This is a genomic window from Corallococcus sp. AB030, from assembly GCF_003668965.1.
In the GTDB taxonomy this organism is placed as follows: domain Bacteria; phylum Myxococcota; class Myxococcia; order Myxococcales; family Myxococcaceae; genus Corallococcus; species Corallococcus exiguus.
In genome coordinates, this window is record NZ_RAWQ01000188.1 from 1 (window position 1) to 22,257 (window position 22,257).

At 69.9% G+C, this 22,257-nt stretch carries 21 protein-coding genes; 12 read left to right on the forward strand and 9 right to left on the reverse strand.

Features of this window, described 5'->3' with window-relative positions:
* The first annotated feature begins 88 nt into the window (after positions 1 to 88).
* The 6 genes from D7Y15_RS33495 to D7Y15_RS33520 all read left to right on the forward strand — a co-directional run bounded on the left by D7Y15_RS33495 (position 89) and on the right by D7Y15_RS33520 (position 7,432).
* Positions 89 to 1,102, forward strand: a complete 1,014-nt coding sequence (locus tag D7Y15_RS33495; protein WP_120578393.1) for a serine protease — start codon at positions 89 to 91, stop codon at positions 1,100 to 1,102.
* 327 nt (positions 1,103 to 1,429) lie between these two features.
* On the forward strand, positions 1,430 to 2,731 hold the full coding sequence (locus D7Y15_RS33500) for an aminotransferase class I/II-fold pyridoxal phosphate-dependent enzyme (RefSeq protein ID WP_120578372.1): 1,302 nt from the start codon (positions 1,430 to 1,432) through the stop codon (positions 2,729 to 2,731).
* A gap of 29 nt (positions 2,732 to 2,760) precedes the next feature.
* On the forward strand, positions 2,761 to 4,038 hold the full coding sequence (locus D7Y15_RS33505) for a sterol desaturase family protein (protein WP_120578373.1): 1,278 nt from the start codon (positions 2,761 to 2,763) through the stop codon (positions 4,036 to 4,038).
* A 39-nt stretch (positions 4,039 to 4,077) separates the two neighbouring features.
* Positions 4,078 to 5,346: a GNAT family N-acetyltransferase gene (locus D7Y15_RS33510; RefSeq protein ID WP_120578374.1), complete on the forward strand. Its 1,269-nt coding sequence runs from the start codon at positions 4,078 to 4,080 to the stop codon at positions 5,344 to 5,346.
* A complete protein-coding gene (locus D7Y15_RS33515) occupies positions 5,343 to 6,530 on the forward strand; it encodes a GNAT family N-acetyltransferase (protein ID WP_120578375.1) in 1,188 nt (395 codons plus the stop codon). The genes D7Y15_RS33510 and D7Y15_RS33515 overlap by 4 nt, the downstream gene beginning before the upstream one ends.
* 2 nt (positions 6,531 to 6,532) lie before the next feature.
* Positions 6,533 to 7,432 (forward strand): formyltransferase family protein, encoded by a 900-nt coding sequence (locus D7Y15_RS33520; protein ID WP_121755133.1) that lies wholly within the window; start codon positions 6,533 to 6,535, stop codon positions 7,430 to 7,432.
* A gap of 44 nt (positions 7,433 to 7,476) precedes the next feature.
* Here the strand turns inward: D7Y15_RS33520 and D7Y15_RS33525 are convergent, their stop codons facing one another.
* Complete coding sequence (locus tag D7Y15_RS33525; protein WP_121755134.1) at positions 7,477 to 8,061, reverse strand: DUF2378 family protein; 585 nt, start codon at positions 8,059 to 8,061, stop codon at positions 7,477 to 7,479.
* Positions 8,062 to 8,432: 371 nt separating this feature from the next.
* Here D7Y15_RS33525 and D7Y15_RS33530 point away from each other — a divergent pair, with 371 nt between their 5' ends.
* Entirely contained in the window at positions 8,433 to 10,562 is a 2,130-nt protein-coding gene (locus tag D7Y15_RS33530) for a M4 family metallopeptidase (protein ID WP_120578378.1), read from the forward strand.
* Positions 10,563 to 10,664: 102 nt separating this feature from the next.
* Here D7Y15_RS33530 and D7Y15_RS33535 read toward each other — a convergent pair whose 3' ends face one another.
* Complete coding sequence (locus D7Y15_RS33535; RefSeq protein WP_121755135.1) at positions 10,665 to 11,975, reverse strand: M18 family aminopeptidase; 1,311 nt, start codon at positions 11,973 to 11,975, stop codon at positions 10,665 to 10,667.
* Positions 11,976 to 11,987: 12 nt separating this feature from the next.
* Positions 11,988 to 12,821: a hypothetical protein gene (locus tag D7Y15_RS33540; RefSeq protein WP_233597164.1), complete on the reverse strand. Its 834-nt coding sequence runs from the start codon at positions 12,819 to 12,821 to the stop codon at positions 11,988 to 11,990.
* Positions 12,822 to 12,941: 120 nt separating this feature from the next.
* Between D7Y15_RS33540 and D7Y15_RS33545 the strand changes: the two genes are divergently transcribed.
* Positions 12,942 to 13,649 carry a hypothetical protein gene (locus D7Y15_RS33545; RefSeq protein WP_121755136.1) on the forward strand — a complete coding sequence of 236 codons (708 nt, stop codon included), beginning with the start codon at positions 12,942 to 12,944 and terminating at the stop codon, positions 13,647 to 13,649.
* Positions 13,650 to 13,728: 79 nt separating this feature from the next.
* Here the strand turns inward: D7Y15_RS33545 and D7Y15_RS33550 are convergent, their stop codons facing one another.
* Both D7Y15_RS33550 and D7Y15_RS33555 read right to left on the reverse strand, forming a co-directional pair.
* Positions 13,729 to 14,664, reverse strand: coding sequence for an acyl-CoA dehydrogenase family protein (locus D7Y15_RS33550; protein ID WP_121755137.1), 936 nt, complete (start codon positions 14,662 to 14,664; stop codon positions 13,729 to 13,731).
* A 51-nt stretch (positions 14,665 to 14,715) separates the two neighbouring features.
* A complete protein-coding gene (locus D7Y15_RS33555) occupies positions 14,716 to 15,372 on the reverse strand; it encodes an SET domain-containing protein (RefSeq protein ID WP_120578394.1) in 657 nt (218 codons plus the stop codon).
* 103 nt (positions 15,373 to 15,475) lie between these two features.
* On the opposite strand from D7Y15_RS33555, the gene D7Y15_RS33560 reads away from it, so the two are divergent.
* On the forward strand, positions 15,476 to 15,850 hold the full coding sequence (locus D7Y15_RS33560) for a DUF423 domain-containing protein (protein ID WP_120578386.1): 375 nt from the start codon (positions 15,476 to 15,478) through the stop codon (positions 15,848 to 15,850).
* A gap of 3 nt (positions 15,851 to 15,853) precedes the next feature.
* On the opposite strand, the gene D7Y15_RS33565 is transcribed toward D7Y15_RS33560, so the two are convergent.
* Both D7Y15_RS33565 and D7Y15_RS33570 read right to left on the reverse strand, forming a co-directional pair.
* The gene (locus tag D7Y15_RS33565) at positions 15,854 to 16,162 is read right to left on the reverse strand and encodes a hypothetical protein (protein WP_120578387.1); all 309 of its coding nucleotides are present in this window, start codon (positions 16,160 to 16,162) and stop codon (positions 15,854 to 15,856) included.
* A gap of 71 nt (positions 16,163 to 16,233) precedes the next feature.
* Positions 16,234 to 17,493: a glycosyltransferase 87 family protein gene (locus D7Y15_RS33570; RefSeq protein WP_121755138.1), complete on the reverse strand. Its 1,260-nt coding sequence runs from the start codon at positions 17,491 to 17,493 to the stop codon at positions 16,234 to 16,236.
* Between the two features lie 141 nt (positions 17,494 to 17,634).
* On the opposite strand from D7Y15_RS33570, the gene mug reads away from it, so the two are divergent.
* Entirely contained in the window at positions 17,635 to 18,189 is a 555-nt protein-coding gene (mug, locus tag D7Y15_RS33575; protein ID WP_302052473.1) for a G/U mismatch-specific DNA glycosylase, read from the forward strand.
* Here mug and D7Y15_RS33580 read toward each other — a convergent pair whose 3' ends face one another.
* Positions 18,190 to 19,023 carry a 3'(2'),5'-bisphosphate nucleotidase CysQ gene (locus tag D7Y15_RS33580; protein ID WP_120578389.1) on the reverse strand — a complete coding sequence of 278 codons (834 nt, stop codon included), beginning with the start codon at positions 19,021 to 19,023 and terminating at the stop codon, positions 18,190 to 18,192.
* A 167-nt stretch (positions 19,024 to 19,190) separates the two neighbouring features.
* Between D7Y15_RS33580 and D7Y15_RS33585 the strand changes: the two genes are divergently transcribed.
* Together D7Y15_RS33585 and D7Y15_RS33590 are read left to right on the forward strand one after the other, a co-directional pair.
* On the forward strand, positions 19,191 to 19,694 hold the full coding sequence (locus D7Y15_RS33585) for a DUF3592 domain-containing protein (protein ID WP_121755139.1): 504 nt from the start codon (positions 19,191 to 19,193) through the stop codon (positions 19,692 to 19,694).
* Positions 19,695 to 19,807: 113 nt separating this feature from the next.
* Positions 19,808 to 20,290, forward strand: coding sequence for a GNAT family N-acetyltransferase (locus tag D7Y15_RS33590; protein WP_121755140.1), 483 nt, complete (start codon positions 19,808 to 19,810; stop codon positions 20,288 to 20,290).
* Positions 20,291 to 20,359: 69 nt separating this feature from the next.
* On the opposite strand, the gene D7Y15_RS33595 is transcribed toward D7Y15_RS33590, so the two are convergent.
* Complete coding sequence (locus tag D7Y15_RS33595) at positions 20,360 to 22,042, reverse strand: glutamine--tRNA ligase/YqeY domain fusion protein (RefSeq protein ID WP_120578392.1); 1,683 nt, start codon at positions 22,040 to 22,042, stop codon at positions 20,360 to 20,362.
* Positions 22,043 to 22,257: the final 215 nt, after the last annotated feature.

The following is a 22,257-nucleotide window of genomic DNA, read 5'->3' on the forward strand; positions in this document are numbered from 1 at the left end:
GGGTGGGGAGCGGGCAGGCTGATACAACGTGATGCAGCCGGTCACATGGAACGCATCCCGTGGGAATGCCGGCCGAACGGGGGTGGCCATGTCCGACGACGTCCAGGCACGCCGTGCGCGGGCCGAAGAGGCCCTTCGGCGCACGAGTGCCTCCCTGGTGTTGCTGGACCTGGGCAGCCACACCGCCACGGGCTTCGTCATCTCCTCCGAAGGCCACGTCGTCACCAGCCTCCACGCGGTGGCCAGCGCGCGCGCCATCACCGCCGTGCTGCCGGACGGCCTGCGCTCCTCCGTGGTCCAGGTGACGGCCGTGGACGAGCGCCGCGACCTGGCCGTCCTGTGCCTGTCCGTTCCGGACCTGGTCCCCGCCCTCTCGCTGGGCCCGGCCACGCTGCCCTCGGAAGGCGAGGCCCTGAACGTCGTCCAGGCCCACGCGGACCGCTCCCCGGAAGCGCGCACCCTGGAGGTCCGCGCGGTGCAGGTGCTGGGCGAATGGCTCACCCTGCTGGAATTGTCCCGCACGCTGCCCGAGGACGCGTCGGGCTCGCCGGTGCTGGACGCGCGCGGGCAGGTGGTGGGGCTGGCCACCGCGGCGCTCGCCAACGGCCGCGCGCTGGGGCTGGTCATCCCGGTGCGCTACATCGCGCCGCTCCTCAAGACGCCCGGCCCGCCCCGTCCGCTGTCCGCGTTGGACGCGCCCCGGCAGCGCGCCACCCGCGTGCGCCAGGTGCCGCAGCACCCCGTGGGACTGCTGGAGGGCTGCGCGACGCCGGCCGTGGAGTCCGTGGCCTCACTGCTGGGACAGGCCATCAACGTGGGCGCGCCCGCCTACAACCGGGGCGACGTGGAGGGCTGCTACCGGCTCTACGCGCACACCGCCGAACAGCTCATCGACGAGCGCGACGACTGCCCCGGCGTCCAGCGCGCGCTGCGCGATGGCCTCTTGCGCTGCGAGAGCCTGAAGGACGTGGAGGACCGCGCCTGGGCCCTGCGCGACACGTTCGACGGGTTGATGGACGTCATCGGCCGGTGGCGCCAGGCGCGCCCGGCGCCACTCACCCCCGCCAACAAGCGCCCCCCGCCGAAGACGTACCTCAACTAGGGTCGCGACCCGATACACGCGGAGCAATTCCAGCAAAAACACAATAAGCAGCCATGCTTTGACAATCTGCTTATCATTGGATAACTGGAAGTCGCCACGGCAGGGGGACTGCGGCGAGCACCCGACCTGGGTCTCGGCAGCGTGGCCATCCGGTACGTCCCTGCACTCACACCTGAGTTTGAACCGTCCACGCGCAGCGGCTCCCCGTACCCGGACCGCCCTCGAGGCCTCGCTTTCCATCGCCCGTGGCGTTCGCCGCACGCGCGCACGGGAGAGGGGCGCCCGAAGGCAGGGGATCCTTGCGCCGTGGCCTGGGAAGCAACGTCCATGGACATCACCGCCCCTCCCCGTTTCGTGAAGAACCGCGACCTCACCGTGGGCTCCGCCCGGCTCCAGGAGGTCCAGAAGGCGGTCCACTACTATGTGGACAACCACCACTGTGACGTCATCGGCCGCGTGTTCCACGGCATCCCGGGACGCGAGGCGAGCGTCAGCCTCAGCCCGACCCGCCGGGAGGCGGCCTCGCGCGGACGCCGGGAGGTCCTCCACTTCGGCTCCTACAACTACTCCGGCCTGAACGGGCACCCGCGCGTGGTGGCCGCGGCGGAGGCGGCCCTCAAGCGCTACGGCACGACGGTCAGCGGCGTGCGGCTGCTCAACGGCACCTGCGAGCTGCACCTGGAGCTGGAGCGCGCGCTGGCGGAGTTCCTCGGCTTCGAGGACTGCATCACCTACAGCAGCGGCTACGCGGCGAACCTGTCCGTGCTGTCCGCGCTGTGCGGCGAGGGCGACGTCGTGCTGTCGGACATGCTCAACCACCAGTCCATCATCGACGGGCTGAAGCTGTCGGGCGCGGACGTGCGCACCTTCCGGCACAAGAGCCTGCGCAGCATCGAGGGGGCGCTGAAGAAGCTGGCCCCCGAGCAGCGCAAGTTCATCATCACCGACGGCGTCTTCAGCATGGACGGCGACGTGGCGGACCTGCCGGGCATCGTGGCGCTGGCGGAGGCGCACAACGCCTTCGTCCTCGTGGATGACGCGCACGCCACCGCGGCCATGGGCCCTCACGGCCGGGGCACTCCGGCGCACTTCGCCCTCCAGCACGGCGTGGACGTGCTCACCGGCAGCCTCAGCAAGGGCCTGCCGGGCATCGGCGGGTTCGCCGCCGGCACGAAGGCCACCATCGACCTGCTGCGCTTCGGCTCCAACGGCTACATCTTCTCCGCCTCGCTGCCGCCCCCCATCGCCGCGGGCCTGCTGGAGGGCATCCGCATCCTCCAGGAGCAGCCCGAGCTGCAGCAGCGCCTGCACTACAACGAGAACGTCCTGCGAGCCGGCATCCGCGCCATGGGCCTGGACTGCATGAACAGCGAGTCCCCCATCATCCCCGTGCTGATGCCCGCCTACGAGAAGACCTTCGAGCTGACGCGGCTGCTCCACGAGGAAGGCATCTACGTCAACCCGGTGGGCTACCCCGCGGTGAGCAAGAACCGGACGCGGCTGCGCATCAACGTCAGCGCCAACCTGACGCAGTCGGACCTGGACCGCTTCCTGGACACCCTGGACCGCTGCAGCCGCAAGCTGGGCGTCCAGCAGCAGGACCCGGCCCTGGCGCGCACCGGCACCTGACGCCCTCCCCCCTCCCAGGACGCGCTCCCATGGACCTCAAGGAACAGCTCCTCTACGGGCTGCCCGTGTTCTTCACCCCCATCCTCCTGGAGCTGGTGGTGGGGCTGTTGCGGCGGCGGCCGGCGTACCGGCTCAACGACCTCATCACCAACGTGACGATGAGCCTGCTCACCGTCCTGGGCAGCGTCGTCATCGCCGGGGCCACGTTCGTCTTCTACGGGTACGTGCACCAGCACCACGCGCTCCTCGCGTTGCGCAATGACTCGGCGTGGACGTGGGTGCTGGCGTTCCTGTCCTACGACTTCTTCTATTACTGGGCGCACCGCCTGCATCACACGATGGCGTGGATGTGGGGCATCCACGTCGTCCACCACTCGGGCGAGGACATGAACTTCGGCCTGGCGGTACGCCAGAGCGCCCTGGGTGAGCTGACCACGTGGCCCTTCTTCGTGCCCATGGCGCTCCTGGGCGTCTCGCCGGAGGTCTTCCTGGGCATCACCAGCCTCCAGCTCGTGTTCCAGTACGCCATCCACAACACCTACGTGCCGCCGCTGGGCTTCCTGGAGAAGGTGCTCGTCACCCCGTCCCAGCACCGCGTCCACCACAGCCGCAACACGCCGTACATCGACAAGAACTACGGCAACATCCTGGTCGTGTGGGACCTGCTCTTCGGCACCTACCAGCCGGAGCTGCCGGAGCACCCTCCCGTCTATGGCCTGCGCGCGGGCCTGCGCTCGTGGAACCCCTTCACCGCGCACTTCCACTACTTCGGCGAGCTCTTCCAGAAGGCCGCCGCCTGCGAGCGGGTGTCCGACAAGCTCCTGTGCATCGTCCGCGGTCCAGGCTGGACGCCCCCCTCCCTGCGCGCGGACCGCTTCCACGACGCGGATGACGGGCCGTCCGCCACCTTCCAGAAGTACGACCCGAGGCTGCCCTGGCCCGTGGCCGCCTACTGCTTCGCGCAGTTCCTGGTGCTCGCCGCCGGAATCCTCCTGGTGGCGTGGCACCTGGACACGCTGGGCGTGGCCGCGCGCGTCCTGGCGCTGGGGCTGGTCCTCGTCAGCACCTGGACCCTGGGGGTGCTGATGGATTCGCGCCCCTGGGCCTGGCGGATGGAGTGCGCGCGGCTGGCCTGCGTGGCGCTGTTCATCCCCGCCCTGGCGCTGATGGAAGGCCTGCCCCTGATGGGCGTCCTGCCCCTGCTCCTGCACCCCGTCCTCGGCTCGCTGTGGCTCTTGCGCTTCCGGCCCATGTTCCAGGAAGGCGCGTCCCCGGCTTCCCGGGCCCCGGGCGCGCTGGCCGCCTGAAGTCCCCTTCCCTTCCGCACCTCCTTCGCACGACACGTCATGACCGCGTCCGCCACCGCCATCGGGAGCGCTCCCGCGCCCCATGCCCCTCCAGGGCCGCTCGAACTCCGCTGGGTCTCCTCCATCCAGGACATCGGCCGGGAGGCATGGAACACCTGCTTCCCCACCTCTGACGTGATGCAGGCCTACGAACTGCACCAGGCCACGGAGGCCGCCAGCATCGAGGACGTGCAGTTCCACTACCTCCAGGTCCGGAGCGCGGGCGAGGTGCTGGCCGTCGTGCCGTGCTTCCGCTTCCGGATGTCGCTGACGGTCATCGCGCCGGACAACGTCAACAAGGTCGTCTCCCAGGTGCGCCGCGTCCTGCCGGGCTTCCTGTTCCTCAACGCCTTCGTCATCGGAACGCCCATCGCCATCTGCAAGGACCTGCTGGGCGTGCGCCCGGACCTGCCAAAGCCGCGCCGTGACGCCGTGCTGCGGGCCATCTCCGACGAGGTGGTGGCCCGGGCCCGGCACCTGAAGCTGGGCCTGGTCTTCATGAAGGAGCTCACCACCCGGCTGCTGCCGGAGGTGCGGGACGTGCTGTCCCCGCGCTTCGCCTTCGTGGAGAGCGCCGCCACCACCTACCTCTACCTGGGCGAGCCCGGGAAGAGCACCTACCGGGAGCGGCTGCGCAAGAAGTACCGCTCCCTCATGAACAACCGCATGGCCCGCGTCCAGGAGGCGGGCATGCGCTGGGAGCAGGTCGCGGACTTCTCCCGCTACGCCGCGCAGATGCACCCGCTGTACCTCCAGGTGCTGAACCATTCGAAGATCCGCTTCGAGACGCTCAGCGTGGACTTCTTCGCCCGGCTGCCCGCGCTCCTGGGCGAGCGCGTCTTCGCCCTCCTGTGCTTCAAGGGCGAGCAGTTGGTGTCCTTCGAGCTGTTCCTCAAGGACGACGAGTGGGTGCACCCCATCTACCTGGGGCTGGACTACCGCCTGCGGGACGAGGGCTCGCTGTACTTCAACAGCATCTACAAGATCGTGGAGGTGCTGGAGGCCCACGGCAAGGCCGTGGTGCAGCTGGGCCAGACGAGCTACGCCGTCAAGGCGAGCATCGGCGCGGTGGTGGACCGGCTCTACCTGGCCGTCCACCACACGAACCCGGTGCTGGACGCCCTGCTGAAGCGCTTCGGCGCGGAGCTGTTCCCGCCAACGCCGCTGCCCCGCTCGCAGCGCGTGTTCCGGGACATGAAGGAGAACGACGACGGCCTGGCCCGTCACGGCATCCACTTCGAGCGGCTGGACGACGGGAGCGAGGAATGAGCACGGCCACCACCACGCGGATCCACTCCAGCATCCAGCACGTCCCCCAGGCGCTCTGGGACGAGAAGCTGGCCCAGGGCCACCCCTTCAAGAGCGCGGCCTTCCTGTCGTGCCTGGAGGACTCGTTTCCGGAGCGGAAGTTCGGCTACCTGGTGATGTCCCAGGGCGAGGACGTCGTCGGCCTGGCCGTCATCACCGAGGAGCGCCTGGACCTCACCCTCCTCATGCCGGACCGGGTGGGCGCCCTGGCCAAGGGGGTGCGCCGGGTGATGCCGGGCTTCCTGTCCCTGGGCCTGGGCATGGTGGGCACGTTCGAAACGGCGCAGCGGCACTGGTGGTACGACGCGCGCAAGCTGTCGGAGCACGACTTCGCCCAGGCGCTGCTGGAGGCCTGTGACGAGGTCTGCACGAACTCCGCGCTGCTGCTGGTGCGCGACTTCATGGAAGGGCTGCCGGAGGACCTGCGGCTGCAGTCGTGGTTCCTGGAGCGGGGCTTCAAGCCGGTGGCCAACCACCCCATGGCGATGGTGACGCTCGACGGGATGAGCAGCGAGGAGCACTTCCAGCGGCTGAAGAAGAAGTCGCGGCAGAACCTGCGCAAGAAGTTGAAGGACGCGGAGGCGCTGGGGTTCCAGGTGGAGCGCGTGCGCGACTTCCGCCCGCTCATCGACGCGTGCTACCCGCTCTACCTCCAGGTCCACGAGGGCGCCTCGGAGTTCAAGCGCAACCCCTTCCCGCGCGCCTTCTTCGAAACCATCGCGGAGCGCATGCCCACCACCAGCAGCTTCCTCACGCTGCGCACCCAGGAGGGCCAGCTCATCGCCTTCATCCTCACGGGCACGGGCGGCGGGGTGCACAACCCCTTCCTCATTGGCATGGACTACGCGCGCACGGAGGGCACCCCCGCGTACTACCTGCTGCTCTGGAAGGAGCTGGAGCACGCGGCCCGGCACGGGTGCCGGGTGGCGGACCTGGGTCTGACCAGCTACTTCGTCAAGCAGACCGTGGGCGCGGAGCTGGAGGGGATGACCATGGCCGCGCGCCTGCAATCCCCCTGGCTGCGGCCGCTCATCAACCCGCTGCTGCCGCTGCTGCTGAGCGAGAAGCAGCCCGAGGAGCGACGCCGCTTCCGCGTCTCCACGCCCGACGACGGCCAGCAGCCCCCCTCCCACAAGGCCGCGTGACCATGACCCGCTTCGCCTATGGCTGCATCCCGTCCATCATGTCCCTCGCCTTCGCCAACACCCTGGTGCGGCGCGGGGGGCTCGTGCCCACCAGCATCCTGCTGTCCTCGGGGGGCCTGCGCTTCCAGAAGAAGCGCTACACCCCGGCCCAGGTCCTGCCCGTCTTCCTGCGGCAGTTCGGAGCGCGCTTCACCGGCTACAACGTCCTCGCGGGGCTCGGGGGAACGCTGCTGCCCTTCGGCGCCCCTCGCGGCGGGCTGATGAGCTTCCAGCAGCTGTCGCGCGCCTACGGCATCCCCCTCACGGTCAGCGACGACTTCTCCGGGGAGAAGACCGTCGAGTCGCTGCGCCGCCAGGAGGTGGACCTCGTCGTCACCAGCATGTGCGATCAGATCCTCCGCGAGCCGCTGCTGGGCCTGCCGCGCCACGGGTGCCTGAACATCCACCCGTCGCTGCTGCCGGACTTCCGCGGCGTGGACTCCATCTTCCAGGCGATGCTGAACGGCGTGCCGGAGGTGGGAACGACGCTCCACCGCACCACCGCGCGCATCGACGCAGGGGACGTGTATGGCCAGTCCGCCTTCACGCGCGCCGCGTCGGACTCCCATCTGGCGCTGACGGTGAAGGCGACCGCGGCGGGGGTGTGGCTGCTCAAGCGGCACGTGGAGGCGCTCGCGCAGGGCCAGACGCCCCCCTCGCACGCCATGGACGTGACCCGCGCCCGCTTCCCCTACCGTTCCTGGCCCACGCGCGAGGAGTTGGAGCGCTTCCACACGGCGGGCCAGGTGTTCTGGCGCGCGGAGGACTTCCGCCGGCTCCTACGCTTCGATGACCCCACCGACCCGACGACGCGGGACGTGCCCCCCTTCGCCGGGGAGCCCTTGAGGACCGCGGCCCGCTGAGCCCCTCCCCCGCCGGAGCCGTCCTCCGGCGGGAGGCGCGCGGCTCAGGCCTCGTCCCAGCGGATCCGCAGCGAATAGGCGTGCTCGGAGCGCTCCAGCACGTCCACGCGCGGCAGCACCCGCGTACGGCGCAGCACCTGCTCCATCACGCCCGCCACGAAGTCCGGCAGCGGATCCGAGTCCACCACGCGCGCACGCCACTCCCGCGCGCGCACCGGCTCCAGCATCAGCTTCATGTCCTCGCGGCCCGCGCGCAGGTACGTGGGCAGCCGCGCCAGGCACCGCTCCGCGCCCAGGAGCGGCGCAGCCGCGGCGAAGATGCGCCCCACCAGCGTCTGCGCGAACCCCTCCACGTAGTGGGTGCCCAGCACGCGGTTGGCGTCCTCGCTCGGAAGGCCCGGGCACGCATGCCGCCGCGCCACCGCCAGCGACGCGCGCCACACCTCTAGAGGAAGGCGCTCCTCCACCGTGTCCGCGTCGTAGCCCACGTCCCGCAGCGCCTGTGCGAACGGACCCGACGGCCTCAGCGCGTGCTCGAACAGCCCTTCGAAGTTCCGGCGCGGCACCCGCACCATCAGCAGCGGCAGGCCAGGGGCCTCCCGCGTCTCCGGATGAATCCACGTCTCCATGTCTTCCAACCCCCCCAGGGTCCAGCCCCCGCACCAACCCGGCCGGGAAACCGTGTCTCACTGTATCAGCCTCCACGCGCCGGGCCTGCTCGCCTGGTTGCCGCTCAGGTGTACTTTTCCAAGTATTTCTCGCGAATTTTCCCGCCCGCCTCGCGCTGTTCCATGACGGCTCGCATCAGGGATTTCAGGAATTCGGGTCGCAATGGACCCCTACTGAAAGCAAAATTTCTGTGTCAACCGTTGAATTCACAGGAAGTCTACCATCGGTATCCTCCGATTTCTGGGATGCCGCGTTAACTTCTTTGAGCCATCGGAAACTCTCGGAGCCCCCGTGCGAGAATTGTTCATCCCCCTTGCAGCGTGAGTGATTCATGACCATTCGCCGCACCGACGGTTCGACGCCCGTTTCTCTCCGCCCCACCACCGACACCTCGACGACGGCGAAGGCCAAGAACGTTCTTCGCGTGAAGGACGGCTTCGAGTCCGTCTCCCGCACGGGCGCCGCCGCTGGCGCGCAGCCCACGGCCGCCGCCTCCGCGACGACCCAGTCGTCCTCCACGGGGGCCACCTCCGCGCAGACCGGCCGCCTCGCGCTGGACAGCAAGGAGGCGCAGCAGGCCATCCAGACGTCCCTGAAGGCCCTGACCCCGCCGATGACCGCGTCGTCGCTGCTGGCGGCGAACAAGACCGGCCCGACGCTGGCCCCCAAGAGCGTGGAAGTCGACGAGCTGGGCATGACCCACGTTCGCCTGGACCGCGTTCACGAAGGCGTGAAGGTCTTCGGCGAGCAGCTGATCAGCCACCTGGGCACGGACGGCAAGGTGTCCAGCGTCACCGGTGAGCAGAACCCCATCCCCGCGGGCCTGGGGACGCAGAAGCCGAAGCTGGCCCCGCAGGCGGCCATCGACATCGCGAAGAAGGAGCTGGGCGGCAAGGCCGACAAGCAGCCCTCTTCCGAGCGCGTCATCTACCAGGACGCGGAAGGCAAGTACCACTCCGCCTACCAGGTGGAAGTGACGCAGATCGCCGGGCAGGAGAAGCCCAAGAAGCAGAACTACATCATCGACGCCAACACGGGGAAGGTGCTGGAGAGCTTCAACAAGATCGGCGGCTGGTCGAAGTCCGCCGCGGCGCAGCTGCAGGTCAACGGCACGGCCAGCCCGAACGTGGCCATCCCGGACAAGGGTCAGGTCCAGTCGAAGATCAACATCCCGGACGGCGTCACGGTCGACAAGCTGTCCGTGGACCTGAACATCAAGCACACCTGGAGCGGCGACCTGAAGGTCACCGTGACCAGCCCCTCCGGCAAGTCCGCCGTGCTGCAGGACCGCAAGGGCGGCTCCAAGGACGACATCGCGGGCTCGTTCGACCTCTCCGAGGCCTTCAAGGGCGAGAGCGCCAAGGGCGAGTGGACGGTCACGGTCGAGGACAAGGCCGCGCGTGACACGGGCACCCTGAACAACTGGAGCCTGAACATCACCGCGAAGGAGACCACGCCTCCGACGGATCCGCAGAACCCGCCCACGGGCACCGCGGACGACCTGACGATGTACAGCGGCCACGTGGACCTGAAGACCAAGAAGGAAGCGGACGGCACGTACTCGCTGGAGGACTCGACGCGCGGCAAGGGCATCGTGACCTACGACGCGAACAACAAGTCCACCGCGTCCGGCCAGACGAAGATCTCCGACGACAACGACAAGTGGGGCGAGGCCACCGACCCGGCGCGCGCCAAGGCCGGCATCGACGCGCACTACGGCGCGGCCACGACCTACGACTTCCTCAAGAACGTCCTGGGCCGTGACTCCATCGACGGCGCCGGTGAGAAGCTCGTCAACTACGTGCACGTGAAGAACAACTACGTGAACGCGTACTGGGACGGCGAGAAGATGAGCTACGGCGACGGCGACGGGAAGCAGTCCGGCCCGCTCACCACGCTGGACATCGCGGGCCACGAGATCGCGCACGGCCTCACCGAGCGCACCGCGGGCCTCATCTACAGCGGCGAGTCCGGCGGCCTGAACGAGTCCTTCTCCGACATCATCGGCACGGGCGTGGAGTGGTACGCGGCGCAGAACAACCCCGAGGCCAAGTGGAACTGGACCGTGGGCGAGGCCGCGTGGACGCCGAACAACGGCGACTCCGAGGACGGCCTGCGCTACATGAACGACCCGACCAAGGACAACTACTCGGTCGACAACTACAAGAACTACCCGAAGCAGACGGAGGTGCACGGATCCAGCGGCATCTCCAACAACGCCTTCTACCTGCTGGTCGAGGGCGGCAAGAACAAGACGTCCGGCCTGGAAGTGAAGGGCGGCATCGGCATGGAGGACGGCCTGAAGATCTTCGGCCGCGCCCTCACCACGTACATGACGCCGAAGACGACGTTCGCGCAGGCCCGCGAGGCCACCATCAAGTCCGCCACGGACCTGTACGGCGCGGACTCCAACCAGGTGCAGAAGGTGAAGGACGCCTGGACCGCGGTGGGCGTGAACTAGTCTTTCGGCTGAAAGCTTCCTGAAACATCCGAGGCGGGTCCGGTGTCACCACCGGGCCCGCCTCTTTCTTTTGCCGCTCATGGCGCCGTCAGGCGCCCGGGCTCAGGCGAAGAAGCGAGACAGCACCGCCACCATGCGGGCCACGTCGGACGCGGCGGCCAGTTCGCGGATGGAGTGCATGGACAGCATGGGGTTGCCCACGTCCACCGTGCGGATGCCCAGCTGCCCCGCGGAGATGGGGCCAATGGTGCTGCCGCAGCCCAGGTCCGTGCGGGTGACGAAGTGCTGCGGCGTGACGCCCGCCTCCTTGCACAGCGCCGCGAAGTGCGCCCACGACTCGCCGTCCGTCGCGTAGGACTGGTTCACGTTGGACTTGATGACCGGGCCACCGCCCAGCTGCGGCTGGTGCTTGGGCTCGTGCATGGACGCGTAGTTGGGGTGCACCGCGTGCGCCATGTCCGCGCTCACCATGAACGAGCGGCGGATGGCGCGGTGGAACGCGTCCGCGCGCCCATCCGAGTGCGCCTGGACGATGCGCTCCATCAGGTCCTTCAGGAACGGCGATGCGGCGCCCTGCGCGCTGCGGCTGCCGCACTCCTCGTGGTCATAGAGCACCACGCCCACCGTGGCCTCGCGCGGGCCGGTGTCCTTCAGTAGCGCGGTGAGCCCGGTGTGACAGCTGGCCAGGTTGTCCAGGCGGGGCGCGTGGAGGAACTCACCGTGCAGGCCGGAGCGGGTGGACGGCTGCAAGTCGTAGAGGCACAGGTCGTAGCCCAGCAGGTCGTCCGCGGCGGCCTTCACGCCCGAGCGGCCCAGCTCCTCCACCAGCAGCGTCTTCAGCTCCGCGGGGCCCGCGCTCTCCAGGCCCAGCACCGGCACCATGTGATCCTGGGGGTTGAGCTTCAGCCCCTCCGTGTTGACGCCGCGGTTGAGGTGGATGGCCAGGTTGGGCACGCGCAACAGCGGCCGGCGGAAGTCCACCAGGTGGTGCTGGGGGCGGCCGTTGTACAGCGCCACCACGCGGCCCGCGAGCGACAGGTCGCGGTCCGTCCACGTGTGCAGCAGCACCCCGCCATAGATTTCGACGCCCAGCTGCTGGTAGCCGTGGCGGTTGACGGCCGCGTTGGGCTTGAGGCGCAGGTTGGGCGAGTCCGTGTGCGAGCCCACCAGCCGGAAGCCGGTGGTGTCCGCGGGCTTCGTGCCCAGCTGGAAGGCCGCGATGCTCGTGTCGCCGCGGATGACGAAGACCTTGTCACCGGGCTTCAGCGACCAGGACTCGCGCTCGTCCAGCTCACGGAAGCCCGCGGCGGTGAGGCGGCGCGCCGTCTCGCGCACGGCGTGGTACGGCGTGGGCGACGCGTCGATGTACTGGAGGAGGTCGTTGGCCTGCGTGTCGATGTCAGTCGGGCTCATGGGCCCGGCACGCTAACGCCGTCCGGCCCCGGTGCCACGTCCGACTGTCACGGCCCGGACAGGCGGAGGGGCGCCCGCCGGCAGGACGGTGGAGGAAGGGCGCGTCCCGGGCGCGGCATCCAGGAAGGTGCCCAGGAGCACCCAGCGGCGCGCCGCGTCCTCCTTGCCCGGCTTCGCGGCGAGCGGGGTCGTGTAGTGCCAGAAGGGCAGCCGGTACACGGTGACGCCGCCCACGGTGCTGACCTTGGTGAGCTCGGAGAAGTGCCCGTCCTTCGCGTACACGAGGTACTGGTGGTCCACGGCGGGCAGGGTGAGGCTCACGTGCATGTCCACGTAGCCGTCACGAGCGTCCGCCTCCTCCGGGTGGTGATCATTGTGCGGGCCCGTGTAGTCGCCCGGGCCGTAGCAGAGCACCTGGATGCCCCAGCCCCGCTTGAGCGGCCGGCCGCTCACCGTCGCCGCGAAGGCCGCGAACGTGTCCGAGCGCAGGAGCGCCCTCAGCCCCACCGCCTCCGCCGCGCGCCACGACCGCGAGCGCCGGCTCTCCAGGAGCGCGGTCCGCACGCGAACCGTCTTGGGCAGCGCCTCCGTGTAGTTCTCCACCATGCCGGAGATGGAGTCCTCGGGGATGGGGTCCTCCATGGTCACGAGCGTGTCACGCAGCGCGGCGTCCAGGATGTCCCGCGCAGCCGCCGCCTTCTTCACGTCGATGACGCCCTGCAGCGCGATGAAGGGCCGCGTGGGGTCCAGGAGCGCGCCGCACGTCTCGGAGTCTCGGCCTTCGAGAATGCGGCGGCCCTTCGGGGTGAGGAGGTCGGCGAACTGGGTGGGCAGGCGCGGGGACATGGCGCGCACCATACCGGTCCCCGGGCGGAACGCACGTGCTGGGGAGGCTCCAGCAAGGCAACTCCCCTGCTCTCCCTGCGATAATCCGGTACTCCGAAGTCCAGGGTAGAAGGCACATCCATGACCGAGATCCGCAACCGACCCGCCGCTCCCTCCGTCGCTCCGGCCCGCACGCAGGCTCCGGCCGCGCAGCCCGCCCGGACCAACCAGGCCACCGCGGCGTCTCGCGCGGACGTGCTCAACCGCGCGGAGCTGGCGCGGACCCGCGCGACGATGGCGCCGGTGCAGGCGACGCCGGGTTCCTGGCGCGGCGGTCCCAACACGGAGGTGGGTCGCGCCATCCAGACCATGCGTCAGCGCATGTCCGACGTGAACATCACCATCAAGGGTGACACGCCGCAGAGCCTGTTTGACCGGGCCATCCTGGACAACAAGCACATCACCAACGAGCAGATCCTGGAGATGTCCCGGGTGACGCTGCCCCAGCTGGCCACCGACCCGAAGACGCGCGCGAAGGTGCTGGAGCGCGTGCCCAACGCGCGCGAGCTGCCCGTGCACCACTTCACCGTGGCCATGATGTCCGCGGTGACGGGCATCGACCGGGCGGCGCTGTCCGAAGCCTGTCCGGACCTGGGCCTCACGGGCGCGCCGAACACGCCGCTGCTCTACGCCGCCAGCGGCGAGCGCATGCAGCGCTCCACCGCGCTGCACGACTTCACGGACTACATGCGCGGCGCGGGCGTGAAGGGCGTGAACAAGGCCGTCTGGGGCGTGGAGAACCGCATCCTGTCCGCCCTCGTCTCCGCGGTGGGCGGCGGGCGGTACTGAAACACCCGTAGCACCCCAAGCCCGCGCGGCGGAGGAGGCCTTGAGGCCCCCTCCCCTCGCGGGCTTCGCATTTCAGACTTCAGTCGTCGCCCGCGCCGCCGGCCAGCCGCTGGCGCGCGACCTCCAGCCGCTTCGCGCGAACCTTGGACGCCAGGTCGAGCAGGCGCCGGTCGCGCTGCCACCGCTCGCGCATCTCCACGTCCACGCCCTCCCAGGCCACCTCGCAGCGCTCCAGCGCGCGGTGCAGCTGCGCGAGCGCGCCGCCCAGCGCCACGTGCACGGCCGGGTCGCTGGGGTCCTCCAGGGCAATCGCGTGGATCATCACCGCGATGGCGACCAGCTCCTCGCGCAGCGCCACCGGCCAGCCGCAGCGGCGGGCCACCTTCACCAGCCAGCCCAGCACCGCCAGGTTGACGTGGCAGTCCTCCACCGTGCGGAACGGCTTGAGATAGCGGGTGTAGCCATCCCCGGGCAGCACGTCCTCCGGCGCCACCTCCACGCCATCCAACCGCAGCACCGCGTGCGGCACCTCCGGCACGAAGCCCAGCGGCGGCAGCGGCTCCACGGTCACCCCGGGCGTGCTCGCGTCCAGCCGCACCATGCGCAGGCGGTTGCGCTCCTGGGCATCGCGGCCCTCGGAGGCGACCACCAGCAGCACCTCCGCGTGCGTGCCCAGCGTGACGTAGGTCTTCACGCCATCGAGCGTCCAGCCCGCGCCCTTCGGCGTGAGCTTCGTTTCGATGGCGCTCGGGTGCCCGCCACCCGTCTCCGTGGCGCAGAGCGCGGCGCGCCGGTCCGCCGGGAGCTGGGGGAAGAGCGAGCGCAGCGCGGCCTGGTAGCCGGAGGAGAAAGCGAACCCCATCCGGTCCATCCGGAAGCCGCTGGCGAGCGCCAGGTCCGCGGGCACCTGGAAGCGCGGCAGCACCGCGAGGTGCCGTCGCCACCAGCCGTCCACGGAGTCGAGCGACGGGAAGTCAGGGGCCTCGGTGAGCAGGAAGCGCAGGACGTCTTTCACGCTTCCACTCTAATGCCCGGCTCCTGAGCGCGCGCGCTTCCGTTTGAGGCTTCAGCTCGCGGCGCGGCGTCCGCGGCCCGGAGACTTCGCGCGCTGGGTGCCCCGCTTCTTCTTCGCGGCGGCCGGCGGCGCGGCCTTCGACTTCTTGGCGGCCTTGGACTTGGACTTCGACGCGACCTGGGTCTTGGAGGTCGACTTGGACTTCGGCGCGGCCTTCTTGCGCCGCGCGGGGGCCTTCTTCTCCGGGGCGAGGATGGTGCCCCGGCAGGAGGGAGTGCCACAGCGGCAGACGTAGAGCGACTCGGCGTCGGCTTCCATCTCCGGGGAGCGCTCGTACGCGTAGTCGTACGACAGCTCCTCCCCCGGTTCGATGGCACGCAGCGCGTAGATGTGGATGCGGCCCTTGTCGATGAGCGACTGGCAGTTGGGCTCGCACGAGTGGTTGATGTAGCGCGACTCGTTGTGGAGGGTCCCCGCGTCCAACACCGTGTCGTCGTCCAGGTTGAAGAGGAACGTGTGGTGGCGCTCCATCGACTCGTCGTCGTAGCGGGCGTCCGCCTCGGCCTGGGTGATGCGCTCACCGATGTACTCGATGATGCGCGCGCCCTTGCGGATGCGGCGGGTGGCGAAGGCGCCCGTGCCCTGGATGGGGGACTGGCGCAGCTCGAAGGGAATCGACGGGGTCGGCTGGAAGGAAGGGGAAGTCATCATCGGGGATGGGCGCGGCTGGGGCGGGTGCGTGTTCAACCAGGACGCTGCCGTGAGGCGCGGTGTAGCGTGCCGCAGTCAAGCGCGCGAAGAAAGGCACTCGATGATGCGGTGGTGGATCGTGGTGGGCGCGGTGAACGCTTTCCTGTCCGTGGCGGCGGGCGCCTTCGGGGCACATGCGCTGAAGGCCCGGCTCGCGCAGGACCTGCAGGTCATCTTCGAGACCGGGGCGCGCTACCACATGTACCACGCGCTCGCGCTGGTGGCGGTGGGGCTCCTGGGCACGGTGCGACCCTCCGCGCTCCTGGAGTCCGCGGGATGGGCGATGCTCGCGGGCATCGTCCTGTTCTCCGGCAGCCTGTACGCGCTGGCCCTGTCCGGCGTGCGAGTGCTGGGCGCCATCACGCCGCTGGGCGGACTGGCCTTCCTCGCCGGCTGGGCGCTCTTCGCCGTGGCCGCATGGCGCACCTCGCCGTGAACGTCACTCCCTCAGCAGGGGCGGCAGCGGGTAGATGAGGTCCAGGTCGCTGTGGTTGCGCAGGCCACAGGCCTCGCGCTGCACGGTGAGGTTCCAGCGCAGCCGCTCCGCTTCCTTCCAGAGCGCGCGGTACGCCGCGTAGCGCTCCATGCGCGACAGGCCATGCAGGGCGCGCAGCTCCTTCTCCGCCTGGGCCACCAGGGCGAGGGCGCCCTCCAGCTTGTCGCCGGAGCGGCGCAACCCGGAGGCGCGCTCGCGCTGGAACTCCACCTCGATGGGCAGCATGGCGTTGACGTTCACCGGACGGGCCATGCCTTCCCTGTAACCACGAGCGCCCGGCTTCGCAGCGGTGCTCCGGTCCACGGAGAGCAGGCAACCGGGCTTCAGGGGGGCGGTGTCGGCGCGGGTGCGTCCTTCGCCTCCGGAAGCGCCGTGGCTCCAGGGCGTCCCCACCGCCAGGCCTCGCGGGCCCAGGCGAGCCCGGCGTAGAGCACCATCGCGTTGCGTGCGAAGAGCAGCAGCGTGAATGACGGCTGCCAGCCCGTCTTGTAGGTGCTGCCCGCGAAGAGCCCGCGCGTGATGGCGGCGGCCACCAGCAGCACGGCGGACGGTGCCACCGTTCCGGAGAGCAGCGCGAGCGCGGCGGCCCCGGTGAGCCAGATGAGGTACTGCGGGCTCAACACCGGGTTGAGGATGACGAAGGCCACGAGCGGCACCAGCGTCAGCCGGGCCAGGTCCTCGATGTGCACGGGAGGCCTGCGCCACGCGGCGCGCACGGACACCGCCACGGCCAGCAGCAGGCCCGCGATCCACACCTGGCGGGTGACAGCGCGAACCATCTCGGCGTCCGCGCCGTGCAGCTCATAGGCGGCGGGAGCGTGGACCCACTGGACGTGGGCGAAGCCCATCAGGTGCGCGGCCCAGAGCAGGCCCGCGCTGAAGGCCTCCACCTGGAGCCCCCGCTCGACGTGGAAGGCCGCGAACCGCCACCATGGCCACACGAGACTCATGGGAAAGAGCGGCAGCACGCCCGCGATCAGTCCGGTGAGCAGGGCCCGCGTCGGCTTCGAGCCCCGGCGCCAGCACACGGCCAGGGCCAGCGGCACGAGCACGGCCGGGTACAGCTTGGTGACGGTGCCCACCGCGAGCAACGCGCCCGCCTGGCCTTCGCGCCGGCGCATCAGGGCCACCAACGCGGCCAGCGCGAGCGCGGCGGGGATGAGGTCGTAGCGCTTGAGGTAGTGCACGCTCTGGAGCCAGCTGACGACGGAGTACGCCGCGAACGGCACCCACGCGCGCCAGGCCGTTCCCCACCGGCGCACGCCCTCGGACAGCAGCAGCCACTTGATGAAAGCGTCGACGAGCGTGAGCTGGAGGCCGAACGCGAGGATGAAGCCACGCAGGTCGCCACCTGCCCACGTCGCGGGCACGAACCACAGGAGCGCGTAGGGCGGGTATTCGAAGCGGAAGTCGCGGTTGGGGACCGCGCCATCCAGGAACGCGCGAGCCGTCCGGAAGTACAGCGGCAGGTCGCCCTCGCGAGGGGAGAACGCGTAGAGCGCCAACGGCACCACGGCCACCGCGAGCGCGAGCCAGTGCCTGTGCGTCAGCCGCGAGGGCTCGGACGATGTCGATGCGGACACGAGGTGTCACTCTGCCCCCGAGGACCGGGCGCTGTCGCTGGGAAAGGCATCCGTCCCCTTCCCCGCCCGGCACACGCCCAGGCGCATGGACGTGCGAGGCGGCACCCGACCCGCTAGGTTCCGCCCTGGATTGCCCACTCCATGAAGCTCCACCGCCCCACGAAGGACGAGCTTTTCGCCGCCACCGGCCGCTCCATGCCGGACCTGCTGGCACCGGACCTGCGGGTGCTCTTCTGCGGCATCAACCCCAGCCTCTACTCCGCGGTGGTGGGTGTGCACTTCGCGCGGCCGGGCAACCGCTTCTGGCCGTCACTGCACGCGGCGGGCTTCACCCCGCGCCTCCTGAAGCCGGCGGAACAGGCGGAGCTGCTGGTGCTGGGCCTGGGCATCACCAACGTGGTGGACCGGGCCACGGCGAGCGCGGACCAGCTGGGCGCGGAGGACTACGCGGAGGGCGCGAAGTCGCTGGCGCGCAAGGTGAAACGCTACCGTCCGAAGTACCTCGCGGTGCTGGGGCTGGGCGCGTACCGCACCGCCTTCTCGCGGCCAAAGGCGAAGTTCGGACCGCAGAAGGAGACGCTGGGCGACACGCGGCTGTGGGTGCTGCCCAATCCCAGCGGGCTCAACGCCAGCTACCAACTCCCGGACCTCGCGCGGCTGTACGGCGAGCTGTGCCGCGCGGTCCAGACGCGCTGACTACTTCAGCAGGCCGGCCTCGCGGGCCACCTGTGCAGCCACGGGCAGCACCTTGTCGAAGGCGGCGGCGTTGCACGCGAGCAGGCCCCGGCGGTTCTGGAGCTCGGAGCCGTCGTACAGGTACGCGTCGCCCGCCAGGTCCGTGAGCACGCCGCCCGCGGAGCGGATGACGGCCTCCGGCGCGCAGTTGTCCCAGCGGTAGCTCTTGTCGCTCACGTGCACGTAGAGGTCGCAGTGGGCCTCCGCCAGGAGACCGCACTTGAGCCCCACCGAGCCGGACTCCCGCTCCTTCGTGATGCCCAGCCGCTGCACCACCGCGTCCGTCGTCTTCGAGCGGTGCGAGCGCGACACCACGAGCCGCAGCTGCGCCGGGTCCGCCACGTCCGACACGCGCAGCGCGCGGCGGCCCTGCGGGTCCTCCACGTAGCCCTGCTCGCCCACCACGCCGGAGTACAGGACGTCCCCCACCGCGCGGTAGACGACGCCCAGCGCCGCCCGGCCCTCCACGGCGAGGCCGATGTGGATGGCGAACTCGCCGTTGCGGTTCACGAACTCCTGCGTGCCGTCGAGCGGATCCACGAACCAGCAGCGGCTGAAGCGCTTGGCGTCGGAGACATCCTCCTTCTCCTCCGCCACCACGCCGTCCGCCGGGAAGGCCTTGCGCAGCTCGCCCACGATGAAGGCATTGGCGCGCTCGTCCGCCACCGTGACGGGCCCGGCGCCTCCGGCCTTGTCCGTGACGGAGAAGTCCGTGGCGTAGACCTGCAGGAGGATGTCACCAGCCTGGCGGGCGATGCGCCGGGCCACTTCAAGCTCTTGGGCGAGTGCGGACATGGAGTCCCGTGAGTCTACCGGGGCGAATTGCCCCCGTGGGGAAATCTGCCCCGCCTCGCGGCTCCCTCCCTCAGGGGTAGCGGCCCTGGCCCGGGGACTGCACTTCCGAGGCGGATTCGCCTTCCTCGCCCGGGCAGCGCGGCGGGAGGCAAGCAAGGACTCGTACGATGATGAAGTGGCTGATGGGGCTGGCCCTGCTGGGCATCGGCGTGGCGCTGGCGTTCGCGGGCGGCCGGATGGTGTACCGCTCGAAGGTGAGCAAGGACTGGCCCACCGTGCAGGGCACCGTGGTGAGATCCCGCGTGGAGACGCTGCGCAGCAAGCGCGCGGTGAGCTTCCGCCCGGACGTGAGCTACCGCTATGAGGTGAACGGCGTCCCGTACACCTCCGACACGGTGGCCTTCGACGGCCACGGCGCGGGCGGGCTCGCGGACGCGCAGGCGGTGTCGCACCACTACGCGGCCGGCGCCCCGGTGACGCTGCACTACGAGCCGGAGGACCCGTCCGTGGCGTGCCTCCAGTGCGGAGACACGGGCCTCGTGAACTACCTGTTGGCACTGGGAGGCGCGGTGTTCGCCCTCGTGGCCGGCTGGGGCCTGGTGGAGATGGCCCGCTCCACCCTGCGCGAGGGCAAGCGCGCCGTCCCCCAGATGCGCGCGAAGGCCCGTTAGGCGACGCCGGGCCCCCTTCCGCGTGGGCGGCTGAGCACTTTTCGCCAGAAGGCTTCGACAGACGCGGCCCTCGATGCGCAACCTGGAGCGGACACCCGCTTCCTGGAGAACGCATGCCCGTCACCATCCGCCCCGCGAAGGACCTGGACGCACCCGCGCTGGGCCGCATGGGCGCGGCGCTCGCGCGCCAGCACCACGGCTTCGACCCGCAGCGCTTCATGGTCCCGGACGACGTGGAGTCCGGCTACCGCTGGTGGCTGGGCAAGGAGGCGCGCCGTCCGCAGGAGGCCGTGGTGCTCGTGGCCGAGCTGGACGGCGAAGTGGTGGGCTACTGCTACGGCCGGCTGGAGGGCGTGGACTGGAACATGCTCCTCGACAAGTGCGGCGCCCTGCACGACATCTGGGTGGAGGCGAAGGCGCGCGGCACCGGCACCGGCCGGCTGCTCGCGGAGGCCATGGTGCAGCGGCTCACGGAGATGGGCGCGCCGCGCGTGGTGCTCCACACCGCCGCGAAGAACGAAGCCGCGCAACGCCTGTTCGCGCGGCTGGGCTGGCGTCCCACCATGGTGGAGATGACCCGCGAGACGCCTCCGTGAGAAACGACGAAGCCCCGGGTGCTTCCACCCGGGGCTCCGTGATGATTCAGCGGCGTGGGACAGAGCGCCCTACTTCTTCTGCTCCTTCACCCACGAGTCCTTGAGCGTCACCGTGCGGTTGAAGACGGGTGCGCCCGGCTTGGAGTCCACCGCGTCCGCGCAGAAGTAGCCCAGGCGCTCGAACTGGAAGCGGTCGCCCGGCTTCGCGTCCGCGAGCATCGGCTCCACGCGCGCGCCGGTGAGGGTCTCCAGGCTGTTCGGGTTGAGGAACTCCTTGAAGTCCTTGGTCTCGTCCTTGTCCGGCGCCTCCACCGAGAAGAGCCGGTCGAACAGCCGCACCTGCGCCACGGGCGCGTTGCCCGGCACCCAGTGCAGCGTGCCCTTCACCTTGCGGCCATCCGGCGAGTCGCCACCGCGCGTGGCCGGGTCATACGTGCAGCGCAGCTCCGTGATGTTGCCCGCCGCGTCCTTGATGACCTTCTCGCACTTGATGAAGTACGCGGAGCGCAGGCGCACCTCCTTGCCCGGCGCCAGGCGGAAGAAGCCCTTCTCCGGCACCTCCTGGAAGTCGTCCGCCTCGATGTAGAGCTCGCGCATGAACGGCACCTTGCGCGTGCCCATGTCCTCGCGCTTCGGGTGGTTCGCCGTCTCCAGCTCCTCCGTCTGGCCCTCCGGGTAGTTCTCCAGCACCACCTTGAGCGGCCGCAGGACGGCCATGGCGCGCGGCGCCGTCTCGTTGAGGTCGTCCCGGATGGACAGCTCCAGCACGCCCATGTCGATGAGGCTGTCGGACTTGCTCACGCCGATGCGCTTCGCGAAGTCGCGCAGCGACGCGGGCGTGTAGCCCCGGCGACGCAGGCCGCTGATGGTCAGCATGCGCGGATCATCCCAGCCGGAGACGCGCTTCTCCTGCACCATCTGGAGCAGCTTGCGCTTGCTCATCACCGCGTAGGTGAGGTTCAGCCGCGCGAACTCGTACTGGTTGGGCCGGTCGCCTTTGATCAGCGCGTCGACGATCCAGTCGTACAGCACGCGCCGGTTCTCGAACTCCAGCGTACAGACGGAGTGCGTGATGCCCTCGATGGCGTCCGACAGACAGTGCGCGAAGTCATAGAGCGGGTAGATGCACCATGTGTCGCCCGTGCGGTGGTGGTGCGCGTGCCGGATGCGGTAGATGGGCGGGTCGCGCAGCACGGGGTTCGACGACGTCATGTCGATCTTGGCGCGCAGCGTGTGCTTGCCGTCCGGGAACTCGCCCGCCTTCATCCGGCGGAACAGGTCCAGGTTCTCCTCCACCGTGCGCGTGCGGTACGGGCTGTCCTTGCCCGGCGTGGTGAAGTTGCCGCGGTACTGGGAGATCTCCTCCGGCGACAGGCTGCACACGTAGGCCTGGCCCTGCGAAATCAGCTGCTCCGCGAAGGCGTAGAGCCGGTCGAAGTAGTCGGACGCGAAGAAGCGCCGGTCGTCCCAGTCGAACCCGAGCCAGCGCACGTCGCGCTGGATGGACTCCACGTAGTCCGTGTCCTCGGTGAGCGGGTTGGTGTCGTCGAGGCGCAGGTTGCACTTGCCGCCATACTGCTGCGCCAGCCCGAAGTTCAGCACGATGGCTTTGGCGTGGCCGATGTGGAGGTAGCCGTTGGGCTCGGGCGGGAAGCGGGTGTGCACGCGTCCGCCGTGCTTTCCCGTCCGCCGGTCCTCCTCAACGACTTCCTGGAGGAAGTTGAGGCCCTGCGTCTCGTTCGTCGTCGTCATGATGGGGCGAATCCTCTGGGAAGCAGAACCAGGGGAGCAAGGTTTTCCTGCCCCCCGCGTCAGACCTCCGCCAGCAGCGACTCCCAGGCCTTGAGCGCCCGTTCAGCGGACAACTCGTCCGCCCGGTCCAGGGCCCGCTGGCGCAGCCCGTCCCGCCACTTCGCGTCCGACACCACCCGCCCCAGGGCATGGGCCATGGCCGCGTCGTCCCCCAT

Excerpts from the sequence above, each read along its gene's own strand:
- D7Y15_RS33495 (WP_120578393.1), top strand. The coding sequence starts at position 89 with ATGTCCGACGACGTCCAGGCACGCCGTGCGCGGGCCGAAGAGGCCCTT.
- D7Y15_RS33500 (WP_120578372.1), top strand. The coding sequence starts at position 1,430 with ATGGACATCACCGCCCCTCCCCGTTTCGTGAAGAACCGCGACCTCACC.
- D7Y15_RS33505 (WP_120578373.1), top strand. The coding sequence starts at position 2,761 with ATGGACCTCAAGGAACAGCTCCTCTACGGGCTGCCCGTGTTCTTCACC.
- D7Y15_RS33510 (WP_120578374.1), top strand. The coding sequence starts at position 4,078 with ATGACCGCGTCCGCCACCGCCATCGGGAGCGCTCCCGCGCCCCATGCC.
- D7Y15_RS33515 (WP_120578375.1), top strand. The coding sequence starts at position 5,343 with ATGAGCACGGCCACCACCACGCGGATCCACTCCAGCATCCAGCACGTC.
- D7Y15_RS33520 (WP_121755133.1), top strand. The coding sequence starts at position 6,533 with ATGACCCGCTTCGCCTATGGCTGCATCCCGTCCATCATGTCCCTCGCC.
- D7Y15_RS33525 (WP_121755134.1), bottom strand. The coding sequence starts at position 8,061 with ATGGAGACGTGGATTCATCCGGAGACGCGGGAGGCCCCTGGCCTGCCG.
- D7Y15_RS33530 (WP_120578378.1), top strand. The coding sequence starts at position 8,433 with ATGACCATTCGCCGCACCGACGGTTCGACGCCCGTTTCTCTCCGCCCC.
- D7Y15_RS33535 (WP_121755135.1), bottom strand. The coding sequence starts at position 11,975 with ATGAGCCCGACTGACATCGACACGCAGGCCAACGACCTCCTCCAGTAC.
- D7Y15_RS33540 (WP_233597164.1), bottom strand. The coding sequence starts at position 12,821 with ATGTCCCCGCGCCTGCCCACCCAGTTCGCCGACCTCCTCACCCCGAAG.
- D7Y15_RS33545 (WP_121755136.1), top strand. The coding sequence starts at position 12,942 with ATGACCGAGATCCGCAACCGACCCGCCGCTCCCTCCGTCGCTCCGGCC.
- D7Y15_RS33555 (WP_120578394.1), bottom strand. The coding sequence starts at position 15,372 with ATGACTTCCCCTTCCTTCCAGCCGACCCCGTCGATTCCCTTCGAGCTG.
- D7Y15_RS33560 (WP_120578386.1), top strand. The coding sequence starts at position 15,476 with ATGATGCGGTGGTGGATCGTGGTGGGCGCGGTGAACGCTTTCCTGTCC.
- D7Y15_RS33565 (WP_120578387.1), bottom strand. The coding sequence starts at position 16,162 with ATGGCCCGTCCGGTGAACGTCAACGCCATGCTGCCCATCGAGGTGGAG.
- mug (WP_302052473.1), top strand. The coding sequence starts at position 17,635 with ATGAAGCTCCACCGCCCCACGAAGGACGAGCTTTTCGCCGCCACCGGC.
- D7Y15_RS33580 (WP_120578389.1), bottom strand. The coding sequence starts at position 19,023 with ATGTCCGCACTCGCCCAAGAGCTTGAAGTGGCCCGGCGCATCGCCCGC.
- D7Y15_RS33585 (WP_121755139.1), top strand. The coding sequence starts at position 19,191 with ATGATGAAGTGGCTGATGGGGCTGGCCCTGCTGGGCATCGGCGTGGCG.
- D7Y15_RS33590 (WP_121755140.1), top strand. The coding sequence starts at position 19,808 with ATGCCCGTCACCATCCGCCCCGCGAAGGACCTGGACGCACCCGCGCTG.
- D7Y15_RS33595 (WP_120578392.1), bottom strand. The coding sequence starts at position 22,042 with ATGACGACGACGAACGAGACGCAGGGCCTCAACTTCCTCCAGGAAGTC.